Source organism: Faecalibacterium sp. I3-3-33 (genome assembly GCF_023347295.1).
In the GTDB taxonomy this organism is placed as follows: Bacteria; Bacillota; Clostridia; order Oscillospirales; family Ruminococcaceae; genus Faecalibacterium.
The window spans coordinates 388668-413809 of record NZ_CP094469.1; the positions used below are offsets into that span (position 1 = coordinate 388668).

Genomic DNA, 25142 nt, shown 5'->3' on the forward strand with positions numbered 1-25142 from the left:
TAAGATAAACAAAGGAGAATAGCACAATGGCTATCAAAAAGTATGGCCCCACTACTCCGGGCCGCCGCGGCATGACCGTCACGGATTACAGCGTCCTGAGCAAGGTCGCTCCTGAGCGCAGCCTGCTGGAGCCCATGAAGAAGCACAGCGGCCGCAACAACACCGGTCGTATCACCGTCCGCCATCAGGGCGGCGGCAACCGCACCAAGTATCGTGTCATCGACTTCAAGCGTCAGAAGACCGATATCCCCGCTACCGTCAAGACTCTCGAGTACGATCCGAACCGCAGCGCATTCATCGCTCTGGTCGAGTACACCGACGGCGTCAAGAGCTACATCATTGCTCCCGATGGCCTGAAGGTGGGCGACGTGGTCGTCAGCAGCAAGTCTGCCGATATCAAGCCCGGCAACTGCCTGCCCTTCGAGAACATCCCCGTCGGTACCATCATCCACAACATCGAGCTGTATCCCGGCCGCGGCGCTCAGCTGGTTCGTTCCGCTGGCAACATGGCTCAGCTGATGGCTAAGGAGAATGGCTACGCTCTGGTTCGTCTGCCCTCCGGTGAGATGCGCAACGTGCCCGTGAACTGCACCGCAGTCATCGGTCAGGTTTCCAACATCGACCACGAGAACGTCAACCTGGGCAAGGCAGGCCGCAAGCGCCACATGGGCGTGCGTCCCGGCAGCCGTGGTACCGTTATGAACCCCTGCGACCATCCCCACGGTGGTGGCGAGGGCCGCGCACCTGTTGGTCACTCCGGTCCTATGACTCCCTGGGGCAAGCCCGCTCTGGGTCTCAAGACTCGCAAGCATCATAAGCGCTCCGATAAGCTGATCGTGAAGCGTGCAGGTAAGTAAGAGAGGAGTTTAAGACAATGGGTAGAAGCATTAAAAAAGGACCTTTCGTCCAGGCTGCTCTTATGAAGCACGTTGAAGCGATGAACGCTTCCGGCAAGAAGCAGGTCATCAAGACCTGGAGCCGTGCCTCCACGATCTTCCCTGAATTCGTTGGTCACACCTTTGCCGTCCACGACGGCCGCAAGCATGTGCCTGTGTATGTGACTGAGGACATGGTTGGCCACAAGCTGGGTGAGTTCGTTCCCACCCGTACCTTCAAGGGCCACACTGGTAATTCTAAGTAATAGAGGGAGGAACACAACATGGAAGCTCGGGCAATTCTTCGTTATGCCCGCATTAGTCCTCGTAAGGTGTCTATCGTTATGGATCTGATCCGTAACAAGCCCCTGGACGAAGCGCTGGCAATCCTGCAGTACACCCCGAAGGCAGCTTGTGAGCCCCTTCTGAAGCTGGTGAAGTCTGCAGCCGCTAATGCGGAAAACAACTTCAATATGGACAAGAACAACCTCTACGTCGCCGAGTGCTTTGTTTGCCCCGGCCCGACGCTGAAGCGCATGATGCCTCGTGCACAGGGCCGCGGCTACCGCATCCTGAAGCGCACCAGCCACATGACCGTTGTTCTGAAAGAGAAAGAGTAAGGAGGGAAAACAATGGGCCAGAAAGTAAATCCGCACGGCATTCGTGTCGGCGTTATTAAAGACTGGGACAGCCGCTGGTTTGCCTCCAAGAAGGATTTCAGCGATAACCTCGTCGAGGATCACAAGATCCGCACTGAGCTGAAGGCTCAGCTGAAGGACGCTGGCGTCCCCAAGATCGAGATCGAGCGCACTGTGGATCCTTCCACTTCCGCTCCTCGCGTTAATGTTAACATCTACTGCGCTAAGCCCGGTATGGTCATCGGCAAGGGCGGCGAAGAGCGCATCGCCCTGCAGAACAAGCTGACCAAGGAGTATGGCAAGACCGTTATCGTCAATGTCATCGAGGTGAAGAGCCCCTCCACCAACGCACAGCTGGTTGCTGAGGACATCGCTCGTCAGCTGGAGAACCGCGTTACCTTCCGTCGTGCTATGAAGCAGTGCATGCGCAATGCCATGAGCCCCCGCGATCGCGCAACCGTTCCCGCAAAGGGCATCAAGGCAATGTGTTCCGGCCGTCTGGGCGGCGCTGATATCGCCCGCACCGAGAGCTACCACGAGGGCACCATCCCCCTGCAGACCCTGCGTGCCGACATCGACTACGGCTTTGCAGAGGCTGCTACCACCTACGGCCGCATCGGCGTTAAGGTGTGGATCTACAAGGGCGAGGTCCTCAAGAGCGCAAAGACCGCTCCTAAGAAGGAAGGAGGCAACAAGTAATGTTACTGCCTAAGCGTGTTAAGTACCGCCGCGTTCAGCGCGGCCGCATGACCGGCAAGGCTACCCGCGGCAACGTGGTGTGCCAGGGTCAGTACGGCCTTGTTGCTCTGGAGCCGGCATGGATCTCCTCCAAGCAGATCGAGGCTGCCCGTGTTGCCATGACTCGTTACATCAAGCGTGGCGGCAAGGTTTGGATCAAGATCTTCCCCGATAAGCCCGTGACTGAAAAGCCCGCTGAGACCCGCATGGGCTCCGGTAAGGGCTCTCCCGAATACTGGGTTGCAGTCGTGAAGCCCGGCCGCGTGATGTTCGAGCTGGCAGATGTCGATGAGGCAACTGCTCGCGAGGCTCTGCGTCTGGCTATGCACAAGCTGCCCATCAAGTGCAAATTTGTTGTCCGTGAGGACTCCGTGAAGGAGGATGGCACCAATGAAGGCTAATGAACTCCGCGAAATGCAGACCGCAGAGCTGACCAGCAAGCTGGCAGATCTGAAGGCTGAGCTGTTTAACCTGCGCTTCCAGCATGCCATCAACCAGCTGGAGAACCCCGGCCGCATCGAAGCAGTCAAGAAGGACATCGCCCGCGTGATGACCGTTCTGGCTGAGAAGCAGTAAGGAGGTTAAACGATGGAAGAACGTAATCTGAGAAAGACCCGCGTCGGCGTTGTCGTGTCCGACAAGATGGATAAGACCATCGTGGTTGCCGTTAAGGATAGCGTGCAGCACCCCCTGTACAAGAAGATCCTGAAGCGTACCGTGAAGTTCAAGGCTCGTGACGAGCAGAACGAGTGCGGTATCGGTGACCGTGTTGAGATCATGGAGTGCCGCCCCCTGAGCAAGGATGTGCGCTGGCGCCTGGTCCGTATCGTTGAGAAGGCAAAGTAATCTTTGCCCGCTGCTTTGAACAGTTTGAAAGGAGATATCTGATATGGTTCAGATGCAAACTTATCTCAAAGTTGCCGACAACACCGGTGCCAAGGAGCTGATGTGCTTCCGTGTGCTGGGCGGCACCCGCAAGAGATACGCAAACATTGGTGACGTCGTGGTCTGCTCTGTCAAGAAGGCAGCCCCCGGCGGCTCCGTTAAGAAGGGCGACGTCGTCAAGGCTGTCATCGTGCGCAGCAAGCATGGCGTGCGCCGCGACGACGGTTCCTACATCCGTTTTGATGAGAACGCCGCCGTTATCGTTATGGCCGACAAGAACCCCAAGGGTACTCGTATCTTTGGACCTGTTGCTCGCGAGCTGCGTGATGCCGGCTACACCAAGATCCTGAGCCTGGCTCCGGAATCGCTGTAAGGAGGTTTTAAAAATGAATAATCTTCATGTTAAAACCGGCGACAACGTGATGATCATCAGCGGCAAGGACAAGGGCCACACTGGTAAGGTCCTGCAGGTCAGCCCCGCTGAAGGCAAGGTCATCGTTGAAGGCCAGAACATGGTTACCAAGCACGTCAAGCCCCGCCGTCAGGGCGAGCAGGGCGGCATCGTTAAGGCCGAGGGCGCTATCTACGCTTCCAAGGTCATGCCCGTCTGCCCCAAGTGCGGCAAGGCCGTGCGTGTGGGCCACGTCGAAAAGGACGGCAAGATGGTTCGCGTCTGCAAGAAGTGCGGCGCTGAGCTGTAAGAAAGGAGTAAGGAACAATGGCTCGTTTGAAAGAACAGTATGTCAATGAAATTGCTCCTGCTCTGAACTCCAAGTTCGGTTACAAGAGCGTTATGCAGATCCCCAAGCTGGACAAGGTCGTCATCAACGTTGCCTGCGGCGAAGCCAAGGAAAACGAGAAGATCCTGGAAGCAGTTATGAAGGATCTGGGCCAGATCACTGGCCAGAAGGCAGTCGTCTGCCGTGCCAAGAAGAGCGTTGCTAACTTCAAGCTGCGTCAGGGCACCCCCATCGGCTGCAAGGTCACCCTGCGTGGTGAGCGTATGTACGAGTTCGTGGATCGCTTCTTCAACGTGGCTCTGCCCCGTGTGCGCGACTTCCGCGGCATCAACGGCAACGGCTTTGACGGCCGCGGCAACTTTGCCTGCGGCATCAAGGAGCAGATCATCTTCCCCGAGATCGACTTCGAGAAGGTCGATGCAGTCCGCGGTATGGATGTCTGCTTCGTCACCACCGCAAAGACTGACGAGGAGGGCAAGGAGCTGCTGAAGGCTCTGGGCGCTCCGTTCGCAGAGAACAACTAAGGGAGGAGATTTGTAAAATGGCTAAACTGTCTATGAAGCTGAAGCAGTCTCGTCCTGCTAAGTTCTCTACCCGTGCATACACCCGCTGCCGCATCTGCGGCCGTCCCCACTCCGTGCTGCGCAAGTACGGCGTGTGCCGTGTGTGCTTCCGTGAGCTGGCCTACAAGGGCGAGATCCCGGGCGTGAAGAAGGCTTCCTGGTAATTTACCAGAGGGCTGGATAGAATGTCGGATATCCGCCCCGGGGCAAACAACTTGTTTCGGGGCGGTATCATTATAAAACAAATGAGAGCTAATCTAAGGAGGTTAGTGGCAAATGCAGATTACTGATCCTATCGCGGACCTGCTGACTCGCATCCGCAACGCTAGCACTGCCAAACACCCTTCTGTGGAGATCCCCGCTTCCAACATGAAGAAGGCTATCTGCCAGATTCTGGTTGACGAGGGCTACATCAAGGGTATGCAGGTCAAGAACGACACTGTTCAGGGCACCATCGTTGTCACCCTGAAGTATCAGGCAAACGGCGAGCCCGTTATTGCCGGCCTGCGCCGTGTGTCCAAGCCCGGCCTGCGCATCTACACCAACTGCGAGGATATGCCCAAGGTCATGAAGGGCCTGGGCACCGCGATCATTTCCACCTCCAAGGGCATCATGACTGACAAGGCTGCACGTGCTGAGCACGTCGGCGGCGAAGTCCTGGCCTACGTGTGGTAAGAAAGGGGTAAAAGACAATGTCGAGAATTGGAAGAAAACCCATCGTCATTCCTGCCGGTGTCACTGTCACTGTCGATGAGGCAGCACACACTGTCGCCGTCAAGGGCCCCAAGGGCAGCCTGAATTCCAACTATCATCCCCTGATGACCGTTAAGGTCGAGGGCAATGAGGTTTTGGTTACCCGCCCCAATGACGAACCCAAGGCCCGCAGCCTGCACGGCCTGACCCGTACCAACATCGCCAACATGGTGAACGGTGTTGTGAACGGCTACGAGAAGAAGCTGGAGATCGTTGGCGTTGGTATGCGCTGCCAGAAGCAGGGCTCCAACCTGGTCATGAACCTGGGCTTCTCTCATCAGGTGAACGTCCCCGATACCGAGGACTGCACCATTGTGTGGCAGGATCCCAACCACTTCTCTGTTACCGGTATCGACAAGCAGAAGGTCGGCCAGTATGCTGCAGAGATCCGCGCCAAGAAGCCGCCTGAGCCGTACAAGGGCAAGGGCATCCGCTACGCTGGCGAGGTCGTCAAGCACAAAGAAGGCAAGGCCGGTAAGGGCAAGAAATAAGGTAAGGAGTGAAAGACAATGGTTAAGCAGATCGACAAGAACGAAGCTCGTCTTCGTCGTCATCGCCGCGTTCGCAACAAGATCAGCGGCACCGCAGCACGTCCTCGCCTGGATGTTTTCCGCTCCGCCAAGCACATCTACGCTCAGATCATCGATGATGAGCAGGGCGTTACTCTGGTGTCGGCGTCCACTATGGACAAGGACTTCAACGGCAACGGCGGCAACGTCGAGGCCGCTGCTGAGATCGGCAAGAAGGTTGCAGCAAAGGCTCTGGAAAAGGGCATCACCGAGGTCGTGTTCGACCGTGGTGGCTACGTTTATCATGGCCGTGTTAAGGCCCTGGCTGATGGCGCCCGTGAGGGCGGCCTGAAGCTGTAATGAGAGGAGGAAACACATTATGGCTATGAGAAACCGTGAAGACGACGGCATGATCACCAAGGTTGTGTCTATCAACCGCGTTTCCAAGACTGTCAAGGGCGGCCGCGTCATGAAGTTTGCTGCTCTGGTTGTCGTTGGCGACGGCAAGGGCAGCATCGGCTACGGCATCGGCAAGTCCGGTGAAGTTCCCGAGGCTATCCGCAAGGGTGAGGCCGCTGCCAAGAAGAACATGCACAAGGTTGCCCTGAAGGGCACCACCATCCCCCACGAGATCGTCGGCAAGTACGGCGCAGGCGCTGTTCTGCTCAAGCCGGCTGCACCCGGTACCGGTATGATCGCCGGCGGCCCCGTGCGTGCCGTCATTGAGGCTGCTGGCATCAAGGACGTTCGTGCGAAGTCTATGCGTTCCAACAACCCCATCAACGTTGTTGCTGCTACCTTTGCAGGTCTGTGCGGTCTGGTCAGCGCCGAGTCTGTCGCTGAGAAGCGCGGCAAGACCGTGAAAGAAATTCTGGGTTAAGGAGGTAACTAACCATGGCAGATAAGATGCTCAAGATCGAGCTGAAGAAGAGCCTGATCGGCCGCGGCGCTAAGCAGATCGCTACCGCTGAGGCTCTGGGCCTGAAGAAGCCGGGCGACGTTACCGTTCAGCCTGACAACGCCGCTACGCAGGGCAAGATCGCAAAGATCGGCTTCCTGCTCAGCGTCACCGAAGCCTAATAGCAGGGGGTATACGCACAATGAAGCTTCATGAATTGCACGCCAGCAAGGGCGCCAATAAGCCTGTGACCCGCAAGGGCCGCGGCATTGGCTCCGGCAATGGCAAGACTGCCGGCTTCGGCAGCAAGGGCCAGAAGGCCCGTTCCGGCGTGAAGCACGCTGGTTTCGAGGGCGGCCAGATGCCTCTGGCACGCCGCCTGCCCAAGGTTGGCTTTAACAACATCTTTGCTACCCAGTACGCCATCGTCAACGTGGCTGACCTGGAGGCTGCTTTCAATGCCGGCGATGTCGTCGATACCGAGGCTCTGAAGGCTAAGGGTCTGGTCAAAAAGACCCTGGACGGCGTTAAGGTTCTGGGCAACGGCGAGCTGACCAAGGCTCTGACCGTGAAGGCCGCAGCCTATTCCGCTTCTGCCAAAGAGAAAATCGAGAAGGCAGGCGGAAAGGCTGAGGTGATGTAAGGTGTTCCAGACATTCCGTAACGCATGGAAGATCCCCGAGCTTAAAAATCGTCTTCTGTTCACGCTGGCGATCCTCGTGGTTTACCGTCTTGGCTGTGCCATCCCCGTGCCGTTCGTTTCCGGCTCTGCACTGACGCAGATGTTTGCAAACGGCGATATGCTCTCGTACCTCAATATGATGAGCGGCGGCGCACTGGCAAGATGCACGCTCTTCGCGTTAGGTGTGACACCCTATATCAACGCCTCTATTATTGTGCAGCTGCTGACTGTGGCCATTCCCGCGCTGGAAAATTTGGCAAAGGAAGCAGACGGCCAGCAGAAGCTGCAGCAGATCAACCGGTACGCCGGTGCCGTGGTCGCACTGATCATGAGCATTGGCTACTACTTCGTGATCCGCAATATGGGTGCACTGAAGTATGTTTCCGGCGCAGTCGGCGTGTTCGCCGCTGTGGTCATCATTGCTACCTTCGTTGCAGGTGCTCAGTTGATCACCTGGGCGGGCGAGCAGATCGATGACAAGGGTATCGGCAACGGTGTTTCCCTTCTGATCTTCGCCTCCATCGTTTCCAACTGGTCCTCGCTGTACACCTCTGTGACGGGTCTGATGACCCGCGCAGCGGCCGGCGAGCCGCAGTTCTATATCCTGCTGCCCGTTCTGGTGATTCTGGCACTGGTCGCTGTGGTCTTTGTGGTGGTCATGACCAACGCAGAGCGCCGCATCACCATCCAGTACGCCAAGCGTGTGGTGGGTCGGAAGCAGATGGGCGGCCAGAACAGCTACCTGCCCCTGAAGCTGAACATGAGCGGCGTCATGCCCATCATCTTCGCTTCGGCACTGGTGTCCATCCCGGGCACTATCGGCAGCTTTTTGCAGATCGATCAGACCGCTCACCCGGTCTGGTATGCGTTCTTCCATACCTTCAACTACACCTCTTGGCTGTACGTTGTGATCTACCTGCTGCTGATCCTGGCATTCAACTACTTCTATGTGGCCATCCAGTACAACCCTGTTGAGATCGCCAACAATCTGCGCCGCAACAACGGCTCGATCCCCGGCTTCCGTCCCGGTAAGCCGACCAGCGATTTCATCACCCGCACCCTGAACAAGATCACCCTCATCGGTGCCATCTTCCTGGCTGCGGTGGCTGTACTGCCGATCATTCTGGGCAACCTGACCGGTATGAGCATTCAGCTGGGCGGTACCAGCCTGCTGATCGTGGTTGGTGTGGCACTGGATACCACCCGCAGCCTCGATAGCTTTATGACCATGCGCAACCACAAGGGTTTCCTTGGCTGATCTGAAGCAATAAAGATGTAAGAAAGCACTGGAAAGGAGAGTACGCTCATACTTTTCAGTGCTTTTTTGCTTTTTGTACGGTATGTTTCTATAACGCAACATATAAGAAAGGAAGCGATCCTATGAATCTGATCCTGTTGGGCGCACCCGGCGCAGGCAAAGGCACGCAGGCCGAGATCATCTGCGCAAAGCTGAACATCCCTTCCATCAGCACCGGCAACATCCTGCGCGCTGCTGTCAAGGAGGGCACCGAGATGGGCCTGAAGGCCAAGAGCTTTATGGACGCCGGCGCGCTGGTGCCCGATGAAGTCATCATCGGCATCCTGAAGGAGCGTCTGGCACAGGCTGACTGCGCCAACGGCTTCATTCTGGACGGCGTGCCCCGCACCATTGCGCAGGCAGAGGCCATCGAGACCATGGGCATCCGCATCGACAAGGTGCTGGAGCTGCAGGTTGAGGACAACGTGATCGTGGAACGCATGAGCGGCCGCCGCGTCTGCGAGAAGTGCGGCGCAAGCTACCACATCCTGAACAAGAAGAGCAAGGTGGAGGGCGTCTGCGACCTGTGCGGCGGCAAGACCGTCATCCGCAAGGACGACCAGCCCGCAACCGTGCTGGATCGTTTGAAAGCCTACCATGAGCAGACCGAGCCGCTGGTGGAGTTCTACCGCACCCGCGGCAAGCTGGCAGAGATCAAGTTCTGCCCCTCCATCGAGGAGACTACGGCTGAAGTCATGAAGGCTTTGGAGGCATAAGCGTGATCCAGATCAAAAATGCAAAAGAGCTGGACGGTATGCGCCGGGCAAACGCCCTGAGCGCAGCTGCCCTGAAGTACGGCGGAGAGCACATCGAAGCAGGCATGACCACTTGGGAGCTGGACAAGCTGATCTACGACTTCATCGTGAAGCACGGCGGCATTCCCAACTTCAAGGGTCTGTACGGTTTTCCCGGCACAGCCTGCATCAGCCTGAACGATACCGTCATCCACGGCATCCCCTCTCATGATATCGTCATCCGCCCGGGTGACATCGTGAGCATCGACACCGGTGCCAAGGTGGACGGCTTCAACGGCGACAACGCCTGCACCTACGCGGTGGGCAAGGTGGACTTGGAAGCCCAGCGCCTGCTGGAGGTGACCAAGGCTTCTCTGTACAAGGGCATCGAACAGGCCGTGGCGGGCAACCGCATCGGCGATATCGGCTATGCCGTGCAGAGCTACTGCGAGGACGCGGGCTTCTCTGTGGTGCGTGACTTTGTGGGTCACGGCACCGGCAAGGAGCTGCACGAGGATCCCGAGGTGCCCAACTACGGCCATCAGGGCCGCGGGCCCCGTCTGGTGCCCGGCATGACCATCGCCATCGAGCCGATGATCTGTCAGGGTGACTACAAGATCAAGCAGCTCAGCGACGGCTGGACTGTCAAGACCAAGGACGGCGGACTGGCTGCTCACTTTGAGCACTCCATCGCCATCCTGAAGGACCGCACCGAGATCATGACCCGCAGCTGGGATGACCCGGATTTTGACCCGGCCACCTTCAGCCTGAAGTAAGCAACCATTAAAAGGAGCCGCTGCACAGATGATGTGTGGCGGCTCCTTTCTCTTTTCACCCCTGCAATTTGTGCAATTGTGACAAGTTTTCGTGAAAAAGTTTCACCTTCACGGTGGAGAAACGCGAAAGCCGGACGGGGCAGAAAAGAGCTTTTATACAGAATAATTTTTTATCGGAAATACGGAAAAAACCTCTTGCAAATTGACAACAAAAGGTGTATAATCTATAAATGGCTGTGGAAGCCAGATACTTCCTCGACGGACAGGCTTAGTCTGCCCGTTTTGCGGATTTTGTGCCGCAGGAGATGAAGTATGTGGCGCTCATCGCCACCTGTCCGTCTGGGAATCGGCGTGAAAGCTCTTGAAAAAAGAAGCGGCAAACTGCACAAAAACGGGCGCAGGCACGGAAGAATGCAGTGCTTTCTGTTTTTTTGGAGCGGGAGCACCGGTGCTCAATTATGACAAACTGAGCAGATCCAATGAGGAGGCAAATAGCTTGTCTAAAGAAGACGTCATCGAGATCGAAGGCATTGTGCGTGAAGCCATGCCCAACGCCATCTTTAAGGTGGAAATGTTGAGCGAGGATAAGAACACCGGGAAGCTCACTCCCAGCGGTCACATCCTCTTAGCGCACATCTCCGGCAAGCTGCGGACCAATTTCATCCGTATCCTGCCCGGGGACAAGGTAACCGTGGAAATGTCGCCCTATGATCTTTCTAAGGGCCGCATCACCTGGCGCTCCAAATAAGCGTCAGGGCATCAACCAAAAGGAGGTTCAACATCATGAAGGTCAAGCCTTCCGTGAAACCCATCTGCGAAAAGTGCAAGGTCATCCGCCGCAAAGGCCGCGTGATGGTCATCTGCCAGAACCCCAAGCACAAGCAGCGCCAGGGCTAATTCGGGCGCCTGGGGGTCAAGTGCGTAGAGTCCCGGCGCAGACCCCGACACTGACATGGGATGATTTTTGGAGGAAACTACTATGGCACGTATTGCCGGCGTTGACCTGCCCCGCGAGAAGCGCGTTCAGGTGGGTCTCACCTACGTTTATGGTATCGGCCAGACCACTGCTAACAAGATCCTGGAAGCAACTGGCATCAACCCCGATACCCGCGTCAAGGATCTGACTCTGGACGAAGAGGCTAAGATCCGTGACTACATCGATCAGGCTAACATCCTCGTTGAAGGCGACCTGCGCCGCAACGTGGCTCTGGACATTAAGCGTCTGGTCGAGATCCAGTCCTTCCGTGGCACCCGCCATCGCAAGAATCTGCCCTGCCGCGGCCAGCGCACCAAGACCAATGCTCGTACCTGCAAGGGTCCCAAGCGCACTGTCGCAAACAAGAAGAAGTAAGGAGGATTTGAGAAATGGCAAGTGCAAATAACGCCAAGAAGGGCGCAAATGTCCGCATGAAGCGGAAAGAGCGCAAGAACATTGCTGCTGGTCAGGCTCACATCCAGTCTACCTTCAACAATACTGTCGTTACTATCACCGACCTGCAGGGTAATGCAGTGTCTTGGTGCTCCTCCGGCTCCCTGAACTTCCGTGGCAGCCGCAAGAGCACCCCGTTCGCAGCTCAGTCCGCTGCCGAGACCGCAGCTAAGACTGCGATCGAGCACGGCATGAAGACTGTTGAAGTTTACGTCAAGGGCCCCGGCGCTGGCCGCGAGTCCGCTATCCGTGCGCTGCAGGCTACCGGTCTGGAAGTCACCCTGATCAAGGACGTGACTCCCATCCCCCACAACGGCTGCCGTCCCCCGAAGCGCCGTCGTGTCTGATCGAAGGAGGAAATTGAATTATGGCAAAGAATACGCAGCCTATCGCAAAGCGTTGCAAGGCCCTGGGCATTTCTCCTGCGGTCATGGGCTATGCAAAGAAGAATACCACCCGCAACTCCAATGGCAACGTCCGCAAGAAGCAGTCTGAGTACGCATCTCAGCTGAAGGAGAAGCAGAAGGTCAAGTTCATCTACGGCGTTCTGGAGAAGCAGTTCCACAACGCTTACCTGAAGGCAGAGGCTCGCCCCGGCAAGACCGGTGAGAACCTGCTCCAGATCATGGAGTGCCGTCTGGACAACGTCGTGTTCCGTCTGGGCTTTGCTCAGACCCGCCGCGACGCTCGTCAGCTGGTGTCTCACGCTCACTTCACCGTCAACGGCAAGAAGGTCAACATCCCCTCTTACCAGGTGAAGGCTGGCGATGTGATCGAAGTGCGCGAGTCCAGCCGCAGCTCTGCAAAGTTTGCAAAGCTGACCGGTGCCGAGGCTCCCGTCGTGGCTCTGCCCGCATGGCTGAACCGCGAGACCGGTTCTCTGAAGGGCGTTGTCGCTAAGCTGCCCGAGCGCAGCGATATCGACTACGAAGTCGCAGAGCACCTCATCGTCGAGCTGTACTCCAAGTAATCCATTAAGAAGGCGGTGCCTTCCTTTTGGATGGTACGCTTTCGCATTCTTTTTTGAAAGAATTCAATAATGGGCCGGTGGAAACACCGGTTTGACAAGGAGGGCATAGATATGATGGAGATTGAACGTCCCAAGATCGAAACGGCAAGCCTGTCCCCGGACGGCCGCTACGGTAAATTCGTGGCAGAACCTCTGGAGCGTGGCTTTGGCATCACACTGGGCAATAGCCTGCGTCGTGTGCTTCTTTCCTCTCTGCCCGGTGTCGCCGTGACCAGCGTCAAGATTGACGGTGTGGTCCACGAGTTCTCCACCATTGAGGGCGTCAAGGAAGACGTTACCGAAATTGTCCTGAACCTGAAGGGTATCGCTGCAAAGCTGTACACCGAGGGTCCGAAGACAGTGCGTGTTGAGGCAGTTGGTCCCTGTGAGGTCACTGCTGACAACATCAAGCAGGGCGACGACATCGAAATTCTGAACCCTGAGTGGCACATTGCAACTCTGGGCGAGGGTGCCAAGCTCGTTATGGAGCTGACTTTCGACAAGGGTCGCGGCTATGTGCCCGCAGAGCGCAACAAACAGGCTATCATCGAGAAGAACGATATCAACACCCTTCCCGTTGACAGCATTTACACCCCTGTGCTCAAGGTGAATTATAACGTCGAGAGCACCCGTGTTGGACAGGCTATTGATTACGACAAGCTGACCATTGAGGTTTGGACTGATGGCACGATCAACGCACAGGAAGCCGTTTCTCTGGCTGCCCGTGTGCTGACCGAGCACCTGAACCTGTTCGTCAACCTGTCGGACGAGGCCGCCGGCGCTGAGATCATGGTAGAAAAGACCAACGACGACAAGGAGAAGGCTCTGGAGATGACCATCGAAGAGCTGGATCTGAGCGTGCGTTCCTTCAACTGCCTGAAGCGCGCAGGGATCAACACGGTGGAAGATCTGGTCAGCAAGAGCGAGGACGAGATGATGAAGGTCCGTAACCTCGGTCGCAAGAGCCTGGAGGAAGTCATGGCTAAGCTGGACTCCCTCGGCTTCAAGCTGAACACGGATGACGAATAACTAAAATAATTTAAGGAGTGAAACGGGATGCCCGGTACCAGAAAGCTCGGTAGAACCAGCGACAGCCGCAACGCTATGATGCGCGCTATGGTTACCTACCTGTTAGAGAATGGCAAGATTGAGACCACTGTCACTCGCGCTAAGGACGTTCGTTCCATGGCCGAGAAGATGATCACCCTTGGCAAGGCCAGCGACCTGCACACCAAGCGTCAGGTCTACGCCTACATCACCAAGGAAGATGTTGCAAAGAAGCTGTTTGATGAGATCAGCCCCAAGTACGCTGACCGCAACGGCGGCTACACCCGCATCATCAAGATCGGCGCTCGCCGCGGCGACGCAGCTGAGATGGCAGTTCTGGAGCTCGTCTGATCCTGCTCTGACTGTTTGATACAGTAACCAAAGAAACCATTGCACAGCTTTTGTGCAGTGGTTTCTTTTTTTGTGGTTTACCCCCTCAGTCGCTGCGCGATGGATTCCAAAAGGGGGAGCGTTTAACTCCCTCAGTCAAAACCTGACGGTTTTGCCAGCTCCCTCGGGGAGGGAGCCTTTGGCATAGCGGTAAAGTTTCTTGTTATGTTTGAAATTTTAACGACAGGGCTAACAGCGTGCGCCCTCTCAGTCAAGCCCTGTCGGGCTTGACAGCTCTCCCAAAGGGAGAGCCAAGAGCACTGCCAGAGAGTTTCTCATTGTACCTGACACTTTAGCAACGAACTTTACGGCTTGGCTCTCCCTTTGGGAGAGCTGGCGCGGGAGCGCCTGAGAGGGCAAGCCCACTCTCCTTGCAGCGCCGCGCTTTCGCAGAAAGCGGCGCTGCAAATGCCGTTTTCCTCCACGACCCCACCTGTGAAAATGCAATGCCGGAGCGTCCGCAGACGCTCCGGCATTGCTCTATTTTAAATAATTATTCCGCTGATGATGCGCAAAGCGCACGCGGCGCGCATTCCAAATCGTCCCGCGCACAAGCACCCCCTTTTTTGTATCCGCAAAGTGTGGTATACTGAAAATAGCATTTTTTATGCCCGGAAGGAGGTTGACCGGTATGAACAGAACCCGCAGGCTGCGGCTGGTGCTGTGCACGCTGCTGTGCTTTGTGCTGTGCAGCTGCCAGACGCTGCTGCCGGCCAACGAAAAGGCACAGGTAGAGGAGCTGCTGCGTGCCCCGAAACTTTCCGGCGATTACGGCGCGCTGCAAACTGCCCTGAACGACTGGCTGGGGGAGAGCGCCCAGCTGAAGTATCCCATTCAGGGTGAACTGCTTTCTCCCTTTGTGCTGCAAGATCTGGACGGCGATGGCCAGCAGGATGCGGCGGTGCTGTATACCACCGCCCAGACCGCCAACGTCTGCATGGCTATCTTGCAGCGGGACGACGCCGGAAGCTGGCAGGTGCGCCAGAGCGTGGAAGGCCTTGCCGAAACGGTGGAGAACGTCAGCCTTGCCCAATTGCAGGATACAGACAGCTGCCAGCTGGTGGTGGGCTATACCGCCGCCCAGAATGACCACTATCTGGCGGTGTATTCCTATCAGGACGGCACCCTGTCCACCATTCTGGAGCAGCAATACGAGCAGTATCTGGTGGAAAATATCACCGGCGGCAGCAGTGAGGATCTGATCCTGATGTCCACGCAGGAGGACGGCAGCGTGCAGATCGAGCTGCTGACCGCGGACCGCAAGGGCAGCTTCCGGCAGGTGGCAGTCAACGGCCTTTCCGCAGATAAGTTCTCCGGCTGTGCCTCGGTGGCGGCGGGCGCAGGCGCGGACGGGCGGCACTATCTGGTGCTGGACGGCTGGACCGGCATTTCCGGCAACAATCTGGCCTCGGTGCTGCTGTGCTACGATGAGAACAGCCAGCAGATGGTGCCCGCCACAAGGATCAGCAGCCAGCGGCTGTATAACGCCTCTTTGCGCAACGTGCCCACGCTGGTCAGCCGGGACTTGGATGGGGACGGCATCGTGGAGATCCCCACCCAGCCGGACGAGGCGGGTCTGCTGAACCTGAGCCAGAGCCGCCGCATGGACTTTATCGTCTGGATGGACTACACCAGCAGACATCCGGAAAAAAGCTTTGGTCTGCTGGACGAGGAGACCAACTGTTATATCGAACTGCCCGCCGAGTGGGAGGGCAACCTGAAACTGACCGACAGCGAGGAATTTGACGGCGCGGTGGAGCTGCGCACCGTAGACGAGGATCAGCTGGTGCTGACGGTACGGCTGGCAAGGACCTCGGCCAACTCCACCGGCTGGACAAGGCTTGGCGTGGTGGCGTCCCGTCAGGTGCAGGCCAGAATGGGCCCGGGCGTTTTGCTTGCCGATACAAATTACCGCCTTTCCAAGGCGTTGTATCTGCTGAATTAAGGAATGGAGGATGCAGCATGGTACGAGTGCTTGTTGTAGAAGATGAAGCCAATATCCGTGATATGATCGCCCTGAACCTGCGCCATGCGGGGATGGAGGTGGTGGAGGCCGAAAGCGCCGAAGCTGCCCTACCGCTGCTGGCGCAGAAGCCCGGCTGTGATGCCGCCATTCTGGATGTGATGCTGCCGGGCATGAACGGATTCTCGCTGTGCGAGACCATCCGCCGCACCGACCAGCAGATCGGCATCATCATCCTCAGCGCCAAGGGGCAGGAGCAGGATAAGATCCGCGGCCTGTCCATCGGTGCAGACGATTACATGACCAAGCCCTTCAGCGTCAGCGAGCTGATGGCGCGTGTGGAGGCGCTGTGCCGCCGGGTCATCCGCACCAAGGAGGAGGACAGCAACGGGAACACCCCGCTGGGTACCCTGACCAGCGGAGACTTTGTGCTGGACGAGAACCGCCGCGTGCTGCTGAAAGCCGGTCAGCCCATCGAGCTGACGCAGGTGGAGTTCCAGATCATGGAGCTGTTCTTCCGCAACCCGGGTACCGCGCTGGTGCGCGAAAAGATCCTGAAAGGGGTCTGGGGCGAGAACTACTTCGGCGATGTAAAGATCGTGGATGTGAACATCCGCCGCCTGCGCATGAAGGTGGAGGACGAGCCCAGCCACCCCACCCACATCATGACCGTGTGGGGCTACGGCTACCGGTGGGAAGAATAAAATCCCTTCTGTGAAAGTGCGTTTGGAGCGGCCCGCAGGCCGCGACAAACGCGAAATTTGAAATAAGCTTTCCGCTGAAAATGGTCAGAGCGCAAGCGGAGACCATTTCCAATCGTCTATACTCACCGAAAGGAGGACACTGTTATGCGAAGCGGTATCACCCGCCGCTGGCTGCGGGGCAACCTGCTTATCACCGTATTGGTGGTGCTGCTGGCCGAAGCGATGTTTCTGTACAGCTATACCCGCAGCTACTACGGCAGTGTGCAGCAGATCATGTACCGGCGGTTCTCCTCGGTGACCGGTCAGCTGAAAATGTATACCGGCGATACCGCCCAGAGCGCCGCCGCCAGCCGCAGTCTGGCGCTGCGGCGCATGGTGGAACAGTTTGCCGATAAGGACAAATACGAGTTCATGCTGCTGGACAGCTACGGCGGCGTCATCGCCTCTTCCAGCGGTACGGACGCGGAGGGTATCGTCAGCAGTAAGGATTTTGAACAGGCGCTTGGCGCACCGGACGGTCTGGGCGTGGCGGTGTACCGCACTCAGTCCGGCGAGATGGTCATGGCGGCCTGCTCGCTGGTGCCCTACGACGCCGAGGACGTGGCTGCGCTGCGGCTGGTCACCAGTCTGGCGCTGGTGGAGCGGCAGGTCAAAAACGCCGTTATCGTCAGCGGATTCATTGCAGTGGCAATATTGCTGTTTACGGTCATGTCCGGGCTGTATTTTGTGCGGGGCATCGTGGTGCCGCTGGGGCAGGTGGAGCGCACCGCCGCCGGCATCGCCCGGGGCGAGCTGGATGTGCGTCTGCCCCTGACCGGCGACCCTCACGACGAGGTGGACCGGCTGCGCGGCACCATCAACCAGATGGCCGAGGGACTGGAAGAGACCGAGAAGATGAAGAACGAGTTCATCAGTTCGGTGTCCCACGAACTGCGCACACCGCTTACCTCTATCCGGGGCTGGGTGGAGACCCTGATGACCTTGGATGACCCCACCGATGAGAACTACCGCAAGGGGCTGGAGATCATCAACAACGAGACCGGGCGGCTGAACAATATGGTGGAGGAGCTGCTGGATTTCAGCCGCCTGCAGAACGGACGCATCCGCATGGAGTGCCGGCCGCTGGACTTGGTGGCAGAGCTGACCGATGCGGTGCTCTTCTGCGAGGCGCGCATCCGGCAGGAGGGGCTGCTGCTCCACTACACCGAGCCGGAGGAGATGATCCCTGTCTACGCCGACCCCGACCGTCTGCGGCAGGTGTTCATCAATATTCTGGATAACGCCATCAAATACTCTGCCCCCGGCGGACGCATCACGGTAAAGCTGTGGGCAGGGGAGTACAAAGCCTTTGTGGAGATCATCGATCAGGGACGCGGCATCCCGCCGGAGGATCTGGAAAACGTAAAGACCAAGTTCTACAAGGGCAGCAACTCGGTGCGCGGCAGCGGCATCGGTCTGGCGCTGGTGGATTCTATCATGACCGCACTGGACGGTACGCTGGATATCAAAAGCACTCTCGGGCGTGGCACGGTGGTCACGCTGGGTCTGCCGCTGTACCACAAGGCATGAGTAGCACCCAAAACACAGATTTTGTCACATTTGTGTGCTAAAATGAGCTTTGCTCGGGGATATGCCCCGGATAAAATACAAAAAGACCGTCCTTTGCTGCAAGCGGCAGGGGCGGATATCGGGAGAAACCAATGAATCAACCTAAAAAGGAACGCTTTAAGACCAGCGTGGGCGGGCAGGCACTGATGGAAGGCATCATGATGCGCGGCCCCAAGCAGATGTGCTGCGCCGTGCGCAAACCGGACGGCACCATTGAGACCAAGCTCGACCCCACCCCCACCCATGGGGTGTGGACGAAGATCCCGCTGGTGCGCGGTGCCATTGCCATGATCGAGAGTATGATCGTGGGCTACCGCTACATGATGTACTCGGCACAGGTGAGCATGGGCGATGACTACGACCCCGCCGAGGAGGAGACCGCCTTTGAAAAATGGGTGGGAGAGCATCTGGGCGAAAAAGCCGAGAATGCGCTGATGACCGTGGCGGCGGTGCTGGGCGGTCTGCTGGCGATTTTGCTGTTCACCGTGCTGCCCACCTTCCTTGTGGGCGGGGTGAACCGTCTGCTGCCGCTGGGGCGCTGGGGCAAGGTGGTGCTGGAAGCCGTGCTGAAGGTGGCCATCTTCCTGACCTATATGGTGGCGATCTCCAAAATGAAGGAGATCCACCGCGTGTTCGAGTACCACGGTGCAGAGCACAAGACCATTGCCTGCTACGAGGCGGGCGACCCGCTGACCGTGGAGAACGTGCGCAAGTACACCCGCTTCCACCCCCGCTGCGGCACCAGCTTCCTCATTCTGGTGGTCATCGTCAGCGTGTTCTTGTACAGCGTGCTGCCGTGGGGCAGTATTGGTCTGCGGGTGGTGTGCAAGCTGCTGCTGTTGCCGCTGGTCATGGGCATCAGCTACGAGCTGCTCAAGTGGTGCGGTCGGTCGGATAACATCGCCACCCGTATCATCCGGCAGCCGGGCATCTGGGTGCAGCATCTCACCGTCTTTGAGCCGGATGACAGCATGATCGAGGTGGCCATTGCAGCCGTTACCCCCGTGCTGCCCGAGACCCCGGAGGAGGGCAAATGGTAAACGAAGCAATGCTCCCACGCGCAGCGGTGCGGGAGGTGGAGCAGCGGCTGACCGCCGCAGGCTGCCCGGACGCGGATTTTGACGCGCGGGAGCTGTTCCGGCTGGCCACCGGGCGGGACGTGCGCCTTTCCGACCGTCCGCTGACCGCAGAGCAGGCGGCGGCGCTGGAAGTGCTCTGCACCCGCCGCGCCGCGCGGGAGCCGCTGCAATACCTCTGCGGCAGCTGGAGTTTTTTAGACTTTGAGCTGGCGGTGGGTCCCGGGGTGCTCTGCCCCCGGGCAGATACCGAAGTGGTGGCGCAGGCCGCTGCCGAGACCCTTGTGGGCATCGCAGCGCCCCGGGTGCTGGACCTCTGCGCCGGTACAGGCTGTCTGGGGCTGGGGGTCAAGCGCTTCTGCCCCGCTGCGCAGGTGACCTGCGTGGAAAAAAGCCCGGCGGCCTTTGTCTATCTGGAAAAGAATGCCCGCTGCGCTCTGACCGGGCAGGGCAGACAGACCGAGAACGTATTGGAACCCTCTGCCCTTGAGCAGGCAGATGCTCCTTCTTTTGATTGGGGCCCGGCGCTGAACGCCCTGCGGGCAGGCAAAAAGCCCGCCTACGCGGTGCAGCCGGTGCAGGGCGACCTGTTCACCTACTGGGAGACCCTGCCGGAGGGGCAGCTGGAACTTATCGTCTCCAACCCGCCGTACCTGACCGCCGCCGAGATGGAGCAGCTGCAGCCCGAGGTGGCGCAGGAGCCTGCCATGGCGCTGGAAGCCGGGGAGGACGGCCTTGTGTTCTACCGGGCGCTGGCGCAGCACTACCAAAATGCGCTGTGCCCCGGCGGGGCGCTGGTGCTGGAGATCGGCTGGCAGCAGAGGGAAGCCGTAACCGCCCTGCTGGCGGAGTACGGCTGGGCAGACATCCGCTGCATTCAGGACTTTGGCGGCAACGACCGCTGCGTGACTGCCCGCCGCCCAAAATAAATTGGAAAAAACAAACAACTTCTTGTTGTAATATTTTGATTTTGTGTTATACTAAGAAGGAAAGCGAAGGACAGCCCGCCCTCTGCGGGCCCAAAGGATAAAGGAGCAGCAGGCTATGGCAAAAAATCAGAACAACAACGTTGCACCGGCCACCCAAAAGACCGAGCCGGAAGCCAAGAAGGACGCGCTGGCTACGGCGCTGGCGCAGATCGAAAAGCAGTTCGGCAAGGGCGCCGTTATGAAACTGGGCGACAACGCCTCCATGCAGGTGGATGCCATTTCCACCGGCAGTCTGGGGCTGGATCTGGCGCTGGGCGTGGGCGGTGTGCCGCGCGGACGCATCATCGAGGTGTACGGCCCGGAATCCAGCGGTAAGACCACGCTGGCACTGCACATCCTTGCCGAAGCCCAGAAGAAGGGCGGCGAGGTGGCCTTTATCGACGTTGAGCACGCACTGGACCCCACCTATGCCGAGGCACTGGGCGTGGACATCAACAACCTGCTGGTCAGCCAGCCGGACACCGGCGAGCAGGCCATGGAGATCTGCGAAGCACTGGTGCGCTCCGGTGCCATTGATGCCATCGTAGTGGACTCGGTAGCTGCCATGGTGCCCCGCGCCGAGATCGAGGGCGAGATGGGCGACAGCCATGTGGGCTTGCAGGCACGTCTGATGAGTCAGGCCATGCGCAAGCTGACCAGCGTCATCGGCAAGACCAACACGGTCTGCGTGTTCATCAACCAGCTGCGCGAGAAGGTGGGCGTCATGTACGGTAACCCGGAGGTGACCACCGGCGGCCGCGCCCTGAAATACTACGCCTCAGTGCGTATCGACATCCGCCGCGTGGAGGGCCTGAAAGACTCCTCCGGCCAGTTCATCGGCAATCACACCCGCGCCAAGATCGTCAAGAACAAGGTAGCTCCGCCGTTCCGTGAGGCCGAGTTCGACATCATGTTCGGCGAGGGCATCTCCAAAATGAGCGAGCTCATTGACGTGGGCGTCAAGCTGGGCATCGTGCAGAAGAGCGGCGCATGGTTCAACTACGGCGATATCCGTCTGGGTCAGGGCCGCGACAACGCCAAGCAGTTCTTAAAGGATAACCCCGAGATCGCCAATGACATCGAGGGGCAGATCCGCGCCAACGCCGATAAGCTGTACGCCACCCGCCGCCCGGCAGGCCGCGCCGCCGCCGCAGTGGAGAAGCCCGCCGAGCCCGCCGCCGCAAAGGAGCCGGTGGTCAAGGCACCCACCCGCAGCAGCGAGAGCGAGCTGGACATCATGGTGGAGGACTAAATGGCCTTCTACCGCCGCCGACCCCGCCCGGATGCGGAAAAGTGTGCCGACCCCGCCAAGGCGCGGGCCAGTGCGCTGGAAACGCTGGCCGGGCAGGAGGTCTCTGCCAATATGCTATATGAGCGGCTGTGCCGCCGCTATACCGAGCCCGCTGCTGCCGCCGCGGTGGCCGAGATGGTGCAGCTGGACTATGTGAACGATGCCCGCTACGCCGAAGCACGGGCACACAGTCTGCTGGCTGCCCGCAAAAGCCGCCGCGCCGCCGCCCAGAGCCTGCGCCAGAAGGGGCTTGCTCCCGCCGAGGTAGCAGGGGCGTTGGAAGCGGTCTACGCCCCGGAGGACGGCGATGACCCGGAGCTGGAAGCCGCCGCCGCGCTGGTGGACAGCCGCTACCGTAAAAAGCTTGCCATCGGCCGCCGAGACCTTGTGGTGGCCGCGTTGCAGCGCCGCGGCTTTGCCTACCCCACCATCAAAGAAGCCATCCGCAGGGTGGAGGAGGAATAAAACGCCCTCTCAGGCGCTCCCGCGCCAGATTCCCCCTTTTGTCACCTACGGCGACATCTTCCCCCGGAGCGGGGGAAGTCTTTCCTCTCAGGGAGAGCCAAGGTTTAAAGCCCGTTGCTAAAGTATTATGTTTAATAGGAAGGCTTCTGGGCGTGCTCTTGCCTCTCCCTTTGGGAGAGGTGGCATCGCGTAGCGATGACGGAGAGGGCGCACGCCGCTGCCCTCGGTGCTAAAGTCTCAAGTGCAATAAGAAGCTTTCCCGCCATGCCAAAGGCTCCCTCTCCGAGGAAGCTGGCAAAACCGACAGGTTTTGACTGAGGGAGTTCGTTCCAAACCTCTCTCCGTGAAAATGGGTTACAGGAAAGTCCGCAGACTTTCCTGTAACCCGAAATTTAAAATAGTTCTTCCGCTGATGATGCGCAAAGCGAACGCGGAGCGCATTTTAAATCCTTAAATCGTAAAAAATCAAAAGCATCCCTCAAAAGAGAAAGAGAGTATCATCCCTTATGAAAATTGCGTGTATTTCCCTTGGCTGCCCGAAAAATCAGGTGGATCTGGATGTGATGGTGCACATCCTGCTGTCTGCCGGGCACGAGACCGTGGCCGATCTGGCCGAAGCCGATGTCATTCTTGTGAACACCTGCGGCTTTATCGAGAGCGCCAAGACCGAGGCCATTGAAAACATTCTGGAAGCCTGCGCTTATAAGCAGCAGAACCCGAACCTGAAGGTCATCGTTACCGGCTGCCTTGCCGAGCGCTACCGCAGCCAGATCGAGGAAGAGATCCCCGAGGTTGACGCCGTTGTGGGCTGCGCCTCCAACAAGGCCATTGATACCATCGTGGAGCGGCTGTTCCACGGCGAGGATCACCTGGAAAGCTACGGTGCCAAAAAGGACTTCCCGCTGGGCGGCAAGCGCGTCATCGGCACGCCCGCCCACTATGCGTACTTAAAGATTGCCGAGGGCTGCAATAACCGCTGCCACTACTGCGCCATCCCGGGCATCCGCGGCCCGCTGCACAGCCGCGATATGGCCGACTGCGTTGCCGAAGCCCGCTGGCTGGCGGGTGAGGGCGTGAAGGAGCTTATTGTTGTGGCGCAGGACCCCACTGCCTACGGCGAGGACTGGGGCAAGCCCGGCAGCATCTGTGAGCTGCTGGATAAGCTGAACAAGGTGCCGGGGCTGGAATGGATCCGCATCATGTACGCCTACCCGGAGCGCATCACCGATGAATTCATCGCCGCCATGAAGCGCAACGAGAAGGTGGTGCCCTACCTCGACCTGCCCATCCAGCACTGCAACGATACCATCCTGAAGAACATGAACCGCCGCTCCACCCGCGCGGAGCTGTTGGAGGTGATCGGCAAGCTGCGCCGCGAGATCCACGGCATCACCCTGCGCACCACCCTGATCGCGGGCTTCCCCGGCGAGACCGAGGAGCAGTTCGAGGATCTGTGCAACTTCGTCAAGGAGGTGCAGTTCGACCGTCTGGGCTGCTTTGCCTACTCTGCTGAGGAGAACACCGTGGCTGCCAAGATGGACGGTCAGATCGAGCAGGAGGTCAAGGACAAGCGCGCCGAGCTGGTGATGCAGATCCAGACCGGCATCATGGCGCAGAAGCAGGCCGAAAAGGTGGGCCAGACCGTGCACGTTCTGTGTGACGGCATCGACGAGGAAAACGGCCTGTACCTCTGCCGTACCACCGGCGATGCGCCGGAGGTGGACGGCTGCGTCTGCGTTTCCAGCGAGGAACCGTTGTACCCCGGCCAGTTCTATGATGTGCTGGTAGAGGACAGCGACCTTTACGATCTGTATGGTACGGTCGTAAAATAACGAATTGGAGGATAAAACCTATGAATCTGCCCAATAAACTTACCCTGACCCGCATCATTCTGGTGCCGGTGTTCATGATCTTTGTGTCCCTGACCGGTCTGGACGGCATTGTAGACGGCACTTTCAACCCCACCTTCTACCTGCTGGCCGGTATCGTATTTGCCGCTGCCAGCTTTACCGACTATCTGGACGGCCATCTGGCACGCAAGTGGCACATGGTCACGGATTTCGGCAAGTTTGCCGACCCGCTGGCCGATAAGCTGCTGACCACGGTGGCCTTCATCTACATGCTGCGGGACGGCGTGTGCAGCCCCGTGGTGCTGTGCATCATTCTGGCGCGCGAGTTTGCAGTGTCCGGTCTGCGCATGGTGGCTGCTGGTGCTAAGGACGGCAAGGTCATCGCCGCCAATATGTGGGGCAAGGTAAAGACCGTCTTGCAGATGCTGAGCATCATCTTCTACTTCTTCGGCACTGCCCTGAGCTACCGCGGCACGCTGGAAAGCGTTTCCATCGTGGTGGTGGTCTCCATTGCCCTGTGCTGGCTGGTGGCCGCTGTGACCGCCATCTCCGGCATCAAGTACCTGTGGGACAACCGCAGCTTTATCAACACTGCGAAGTAAAAATGTGGAAAACCAAGGCCGCTGCACCTCACCGTGCAGCGGCCTTTTGCTTTGTAAGGAGAAAATGCAGCGGAAAATTCATCTGCAACGCCGCTGGGGGAAAGCTTCTGCTTGCTTTCAGCGTGCAAAGACGCTCCGCTGGGCCAGAGGTAGGGAGGGGTGTTCCGATTCCCCCCTCCCTACCTCTGGACTCCACCCACCCCGCAACGCAACAACTGCGACCGCCGCCAGCGGCGGAAACAGGGAGCAGTTGTTGGGGCAGCGGCCAGCAAGACGCGAGTGCCGCCCAAGGCACGAAGCGGATGCTGGGTGCCGCAACCCGTCGTCAAGGGCTACTCGCCCTTGACAATCCTAAAGAAGAAGTCGAAGCACAAAAAAGCTAGCGCTGCGCCAGTCGGCGCTATCGCTTTAACGCTTTTTTCGCTTCTCCATTTATAGCCCCTCAGTCGCTGCGCGACAGCTCCCCCCGGGGGAGCGGGCACGCCCGCCGCGCTTTCGCAGAAAGCGGCGCGGCATCTGCCGTTTTCCTCCACGCCCCCTCTTGTGAAAATGCAATGCCGGAGCGTCCGCAGACGCTCCGGCATTGCTCTATTAAAAATAATTTTTCCGCTGAATATGGCTAGAGCGTAGCGGAAGCCATTTAAAATCGTTT

At 58.5% G+C, this 25142-nt stretch carries 36 protein-coding genes; all 36 read left to right on the forward strand.

Annotation, left to right across the window (positions count from 1 at the left end; genetic code table 11):
* Positions 1 to 26: 26 nt before the first annotated feature.
* Positions 27 to 857, forward strand: coding sequence for a 50S ribosomal protein L2 (gene rplB / locus MTP39_RS01765; protein ID WP_112090935.1), 831 nt, complete (start codon positions 27 to 29; stop codon positions 855 to 857).
* A gap of 17 nt (positions 858 to 874) precedes the next feature.
* Positions 875 to 1141 (forward strand): 30S ribosomal protein S19, encoded by a 267-nt coding sequence (rpsS, locus tag MTP39_RS01770; RefSeq protein ID WP_005921883.1) that lies wholly within the window; start codon positions 875 to 877, stop codon positions 1139 to 1141.
* Positions 1142 to 1159: 18 nt separating this feature from the next.
* Positions 1160 to 1495: a 50S ribosomal protein L22 gene (gene rplV, locus MTP39_RS01775; RefSeq protein ID WP_097785327.1), complete on the forward strand. Its 336-nt coding sequence runs from the start codon at positions 1160 to 1162 to the stop codon at positions 1493 to 1495.
* Between the two features lie 12 nt (positions 1496 to 1507).
* Positions 1508 to 2212, forward strand: a complete 705-nt coding sequence (rpsC, locus tag MTP39_RS01780) for a 30S ribosomal protein S3 (RefSeq protein WP_005921881.1) — start codon at positions 1508 to 1510, stop codon at positions 2210 to 2212.
* Positions 2212 to 2652 (forward strand): 50S ribosomal protein L16, encoded by a 441-nt coding sequence (rplP, locus tag MTP39_RS01785; protein WP_005921880.1) that lies wholly within the window; start codon positions 2212 to 2214, stop codon positions 2650 to 2652. Before rpsC ends, rplP begins: the two co-directional genes overlap by 1 nt.
* Positions 2642 to 2827, forward strand: a complete 186-nt coding sequence (gene rpmC, locus MTP39_RS01790) for a 50S ribosomal protein L29 (RefSeq protein ID WP_005921879.1) — start codon at positions 2642 to 2644, stop codon at positions 2825 to 2827. Before rplP ends, rpmC begins: the two co-directional genes overlap by 11 nt.
* 12 nt (positions 2828 to 2839) lie before the next feature.
* The gene (rpsQ, locus tag MTP39_RS01795) at positions 2840 to 3097 is read left to right on the forward strand and encodes a 30S ribosomal protein S17 (protein WP_005921877.1); all 258 of its coding nucleotides are present in this window, start codon (positions 2840 to 2842) and stop codon (positions 3095 to 3097) included.
* Positions 3098 to 3140: 43 nt separating this feature from the next.
* Positions 3141 to 3509: a 50S ribosomal protein L14 gene (rplN, locus tag MTP39_RS01800; protein ID WP_005921875.1), complete on the forward strand. Its 369-nt coding sequence runs from the start codon at positions 3141 to 3143 to the stop codon at positions 3507 to 3509.
* A gap of 13 nt (positions 3510 to 3522) precedes the next feature.
* The gene (rplX, locus tag MTP39_RS01805) at positions 3523 to 3837 is read left to right on the forward strand and encodes a 50S ribosomal protein L24 (RefSeq protein WP_015537247.1); all 315 of its coding nucleotides are present in this window, start codon (positions 3523 to 3525) and stop codon (positions 3835 to 3837) included.
* A gap of 17 nt (positions 3838 to 3854) precedes the next feature.
* On the forward strand, positions 3855 to 4400 hold the full coding sequence (gene rplE / locus MTP39_RS01810; protein WP_112090933.1) for a 50S ribosomal protein L5: 546 nt from the start codon (positions 3855 to 3857) through the stop codon (positions 4398 to 4400).
* A gap of 17 nt (positions 4401 to 4417) precedes the next feature.
* Positions 4418 to 4603: a type Z 30S ribosomal protein S14 gene (locus MTP39_RS01815; protein WP_005921866.1), complete on the forward strand. Its 186-nt coding sequence runs from the start codon at positions 4418 to 4420 to the stop codon at positions 4601 to 4603.
* A gap of 112 nt (positions 4604 to 4715) precedes the next feature.
* On the forward strand, positions 4716 to 5114 hold the full coding sequence (rpsH, locus tag MTP39_RS01820) for a 30S ribosomal protein S8 (RefSeq protein WP_005921861.1): 399 nt from the start codon (positions 4716 to 4718) through the stop codon (positions 5112 to 5114).
* A 17-nt stretch (positions 5115 to 5131) separates the two neighbouring features.
* Positions 5132 to 5683 (forward strand): 50S ribosomal protein L6, encoded by a 552-nt coding sequence (gene rplF, locus MTP39_RS01825; protein ID WP_212791861.1) that lies wholly within the window; start codon positions 5132 to 5134, stop codon positions 5681 to 5683.
* A gap of 18 nt (positions 5684 to 5701) precedes the next feature.
* The gene (gene rplR / locus MTP39_RS01830; protein ID WP_005921856.1) at positions 5702 to 6061 is read left to right on the forward strand and encodes a 50S ribosomal protein L18; all 360 of its coding nucleotides are present in this window, start codon (positions 5702 to 5704) and stop codon (positions 6059 to 6061) included.
* Positions 6062 to 6080: 19 nt separating this feature from the next.
* Complete coding sequence (gene rpsE, locus MTP39_RS01835) at positions 6081 to 6581, forward strand: 30S ribosomal protein S5 (protein WP_249241214.1); 501 nt, start codon at positions 6081 to 6083, stop codon at positions 6579 to 6581.
* 14 nt (positions 6582 to 6595) lie between these two features.
* Entirely contained in the window at positions 6596 to 6781 is a 186-nt protein-coding gene (gene rpmD, locus MTP39_RS01840; RefSeq protein WP_005921851.1) for a 50S ribosomal protein L30, read from the forward strand.
* Between the two features lie 20 nt (positions 6782 to 6801).
* A complete protein-coding gene (gene rplO / locus MTP39_RS01845; RefSeq protein ID WP_005921848.1) occupies positions 6802 to 7242 on the forward strand; it encodes a 50S ribosomal protein L15 in 441 nt (146 codons plus the stop codon).
* A gap of 1 nt (position 7243) precedes the next feature.
* On the forward strand, positions 7244 to 8539 hold the full coding sequence (gene secY, locus MTP39_RS01850; RefSeq protein WP_249241215.1) for a preprotein translocase subunit SecY: 1296 nt from the start codon (positions 7244 to 7246) through the stop codon (positions 8537 to 8539).
* Between the two features lie 122 nt (positions 8540 to 8661).
* Positions 8662 to 9294 (forward strand): adenylate kinase, encoded by a 633-nt coding sequence (locus MTP39_RS01855; protein ID WP_249241216.1) that lies wholly within the window; start codon positions 8662 to 8664, stop codon positions 9292 to 9294.
* A 2-nt stretch (positions 9295 to 9296) separates the two neighbouring features.
* Positions 9297 to 10088 carry a type I methionyl aminopeptidase gene (map, locus tag MTP39_RS01860; protein ID WP_097782922.1) on the forward strand — a complete coding sequence of 264 codons (792 nt, stop codon included), beginning with the start codon at positions 9297 to 9299 and terminating at the stop codon, positions 10086 to 10088.
* Between the two features lie 496 nt (positions 10089 to 10584).
* A complete protein-coding gene (gene infA / locus MTP39_RS01865) occupies positions 10585 to 10836 on the forward strand; it encodes a translation initiation factor IF-1 (protein WP_005937979.1) in 252 nt (83 codons plus the stop codon).
* A gap of 35 nt (positions 10837 to 10871) precedes the next feature.
* Positions 10872 to 10985 carry a 50S ribosomal protein L36 gene (gene rpmJ / locus MTP39_RS01870; RefSeq protein WP_005921832.1) on the forward strand — a complete coding sequence of 38 codons (114 nt, stop codon included), beginning with the start codon at positions 10872 to 10874 and terminating at the stop codon, positions 10983 to 10985.
* Between the two features lie 82 nt (positions 10986 to 11067).
* Positions 11068 to 11439, forward strand: coding sequence for a 30S ribosomal protein S13 (gene rpsM / locus MTP39_RS01875; protein WP_005921827.1), 372 nt, complete (start codon positions 11068 to 11070; stop codon positions 11437 to 11439).
* A 14-nt stretch (positions 11440 to 11453) separates the two neighbouring features.
* The gene (rpsK, locus tag MTP39_RS01880) at positions 11454 to 11864 is read left to right on the forward strand and encodes a 30S ribosomal protein S11 (RefSeq protein WP_005921825.1); all 411 of its coding nucleotides are present in this window, start codon (positions 11454 to 11456) and stop codon (positions 11862 to 11864) included.
* Positions 11865 to 11884: 20 nt separating this feature from the next.
* On the forward strand, positions 11885 to 12487 hold the full coding sequence (gene rpsD / locus MTP39_RS01885; RefSeq protein WP_112121783.1) for a 30S ribosomal protein S4: 603 nt from the start codon (positions 11885 to 11887) through the stop codon (positions 12485 to 12487).
* 111 nt (positions 12488 to 12598) lie between these two features.
* On the forward strand, positions 12599 to 13555 hold the full coding sequence (locus MTP39_RS01890) for a DNA-directed RNA polymerase subunit alpha (protein ID WP_249241217.1): 957 nt from the start codon (positions 12599 to 12601) through the stop codon (positions 13553 to 13555).
* Between the two features lie 27 nt (positions 13556 to 13582).
* Positions 13583 to 13924, forward strand: coding sequence for a 50S ribosomal protein L17 (gene rplQ, locus MTP39_RS01895; protein ID WP_005934891.1), 342 nt, complete (start codon positions 13583 to 13585; stop codon positions 13922 to 13924).
* Between the two features lie 670 nt (positions 13925 to 14594).
* Positions 14595 to 15908 carry a hypothetical protein gene (locus MTP39_RS01900; protein ID WP_249241218.1) on the forward strand — a complete coding sequence of 438 codons (1314 nt, stop codon included), beginning with the start codon at positions 14595 to 14597 and terminating at the stop codon, positions 15906 to 15908.
* 17 nt (positions 15909 to 15925) lie between these two features.
* Entirely contained in the window at positions 15926 to 16630 is a 705-nt protein-coding gene (locus MTP39_RS01905; protein ID WP_249241219.1) for a response regulator transcription factor, read from the forward strand.
* A gap of 144 nt (positions 16631 to 16774) precedes the next feature.
* Entirely contained in the window at positions 16775 to 18199 is a 1425-nt protein-coding gene (locus MTP39_RS01910) for a sensor histidine kinase (protein ID WP_249241220.1), read from the forward strand.
* 131 nt (positions 18200 to 18330) lie between these two features.
* The gene (locus MTP39_RS01915) at positions 18331 to 19278 is read left to right on the forward strand and encodes a DUF1385 domain-containing protein (protein WP_249241221.1); all 948 of its coding nucleotides are present in this window, start codon (positions 18331 to 18333) and stop codon (positions 19276 to 19278) included.
* Positions 19272 to 20243, forward strand: a complete 972-nt coding sequence (locus tag MTP39_RS01920; RefSeq protein ID WP_249241222.1) for a N5-glutamine methyltransferase family protein — start codon at positions 19272 to 19274, stop codon at positions 20241 to 20243. Before MTP39_RS01915 ends, MTP39_RS01920 begins: the two co-directional genes overlap by 7 nt.
* Before the next feature lie 115 nt (positions 20244 to 20358).
* A complete protein-coding gene (recA, locus tag MTP39_RS01925) occupies positions 20359 to 21534 on the forward strand; it encodes a recombinase RecA (protein ID WP_249241223.1) in 1176 nt (391 codons plus the stop codon).
* Positions 21535 to 22038, forward strand: a complete 504-nt coding sequence (locus MTP39_RS01930; RefSeq protein WP_249241224.1) for a regulatory protein RecX — start codon at positions 21535 to 21537, stop codon at positions 22036 to 22038.
* A 506-nt stretch (positions 22039 to 22544) separates the two neighbouring features.
* The gene (gene rimO / locus MTP39_RS01935; RefSeq protein ID WP_249241225.1) at positions 22545 to 23870 is read left to right on the forward strand and encodes a 30S ribosomal protein S12 methylthiotransferase RimO; all 1326 of its coding nucleotides are present in this window, start codon (positions 22545 to 22547) and stop codon (positions 23868 to 23870) included.
* Between the two features lie 20 nt (positions 23871 to 23890).
* Complete coding sequence (gene pgsA, locus MTP39_RS01940) at positions 23891 to 24490, forward strand: CDP-diacylglycerol--glycerol-3-phosphate 3-phosphatidyltransferase (RefSeq protein WP_249241226.1); 600 nt, start codon at positions 23891 to 23893, stop codon at positions 24488 to 24490.
* Positions 24491 to 25142: the final 652 nt, after the last annotated feature.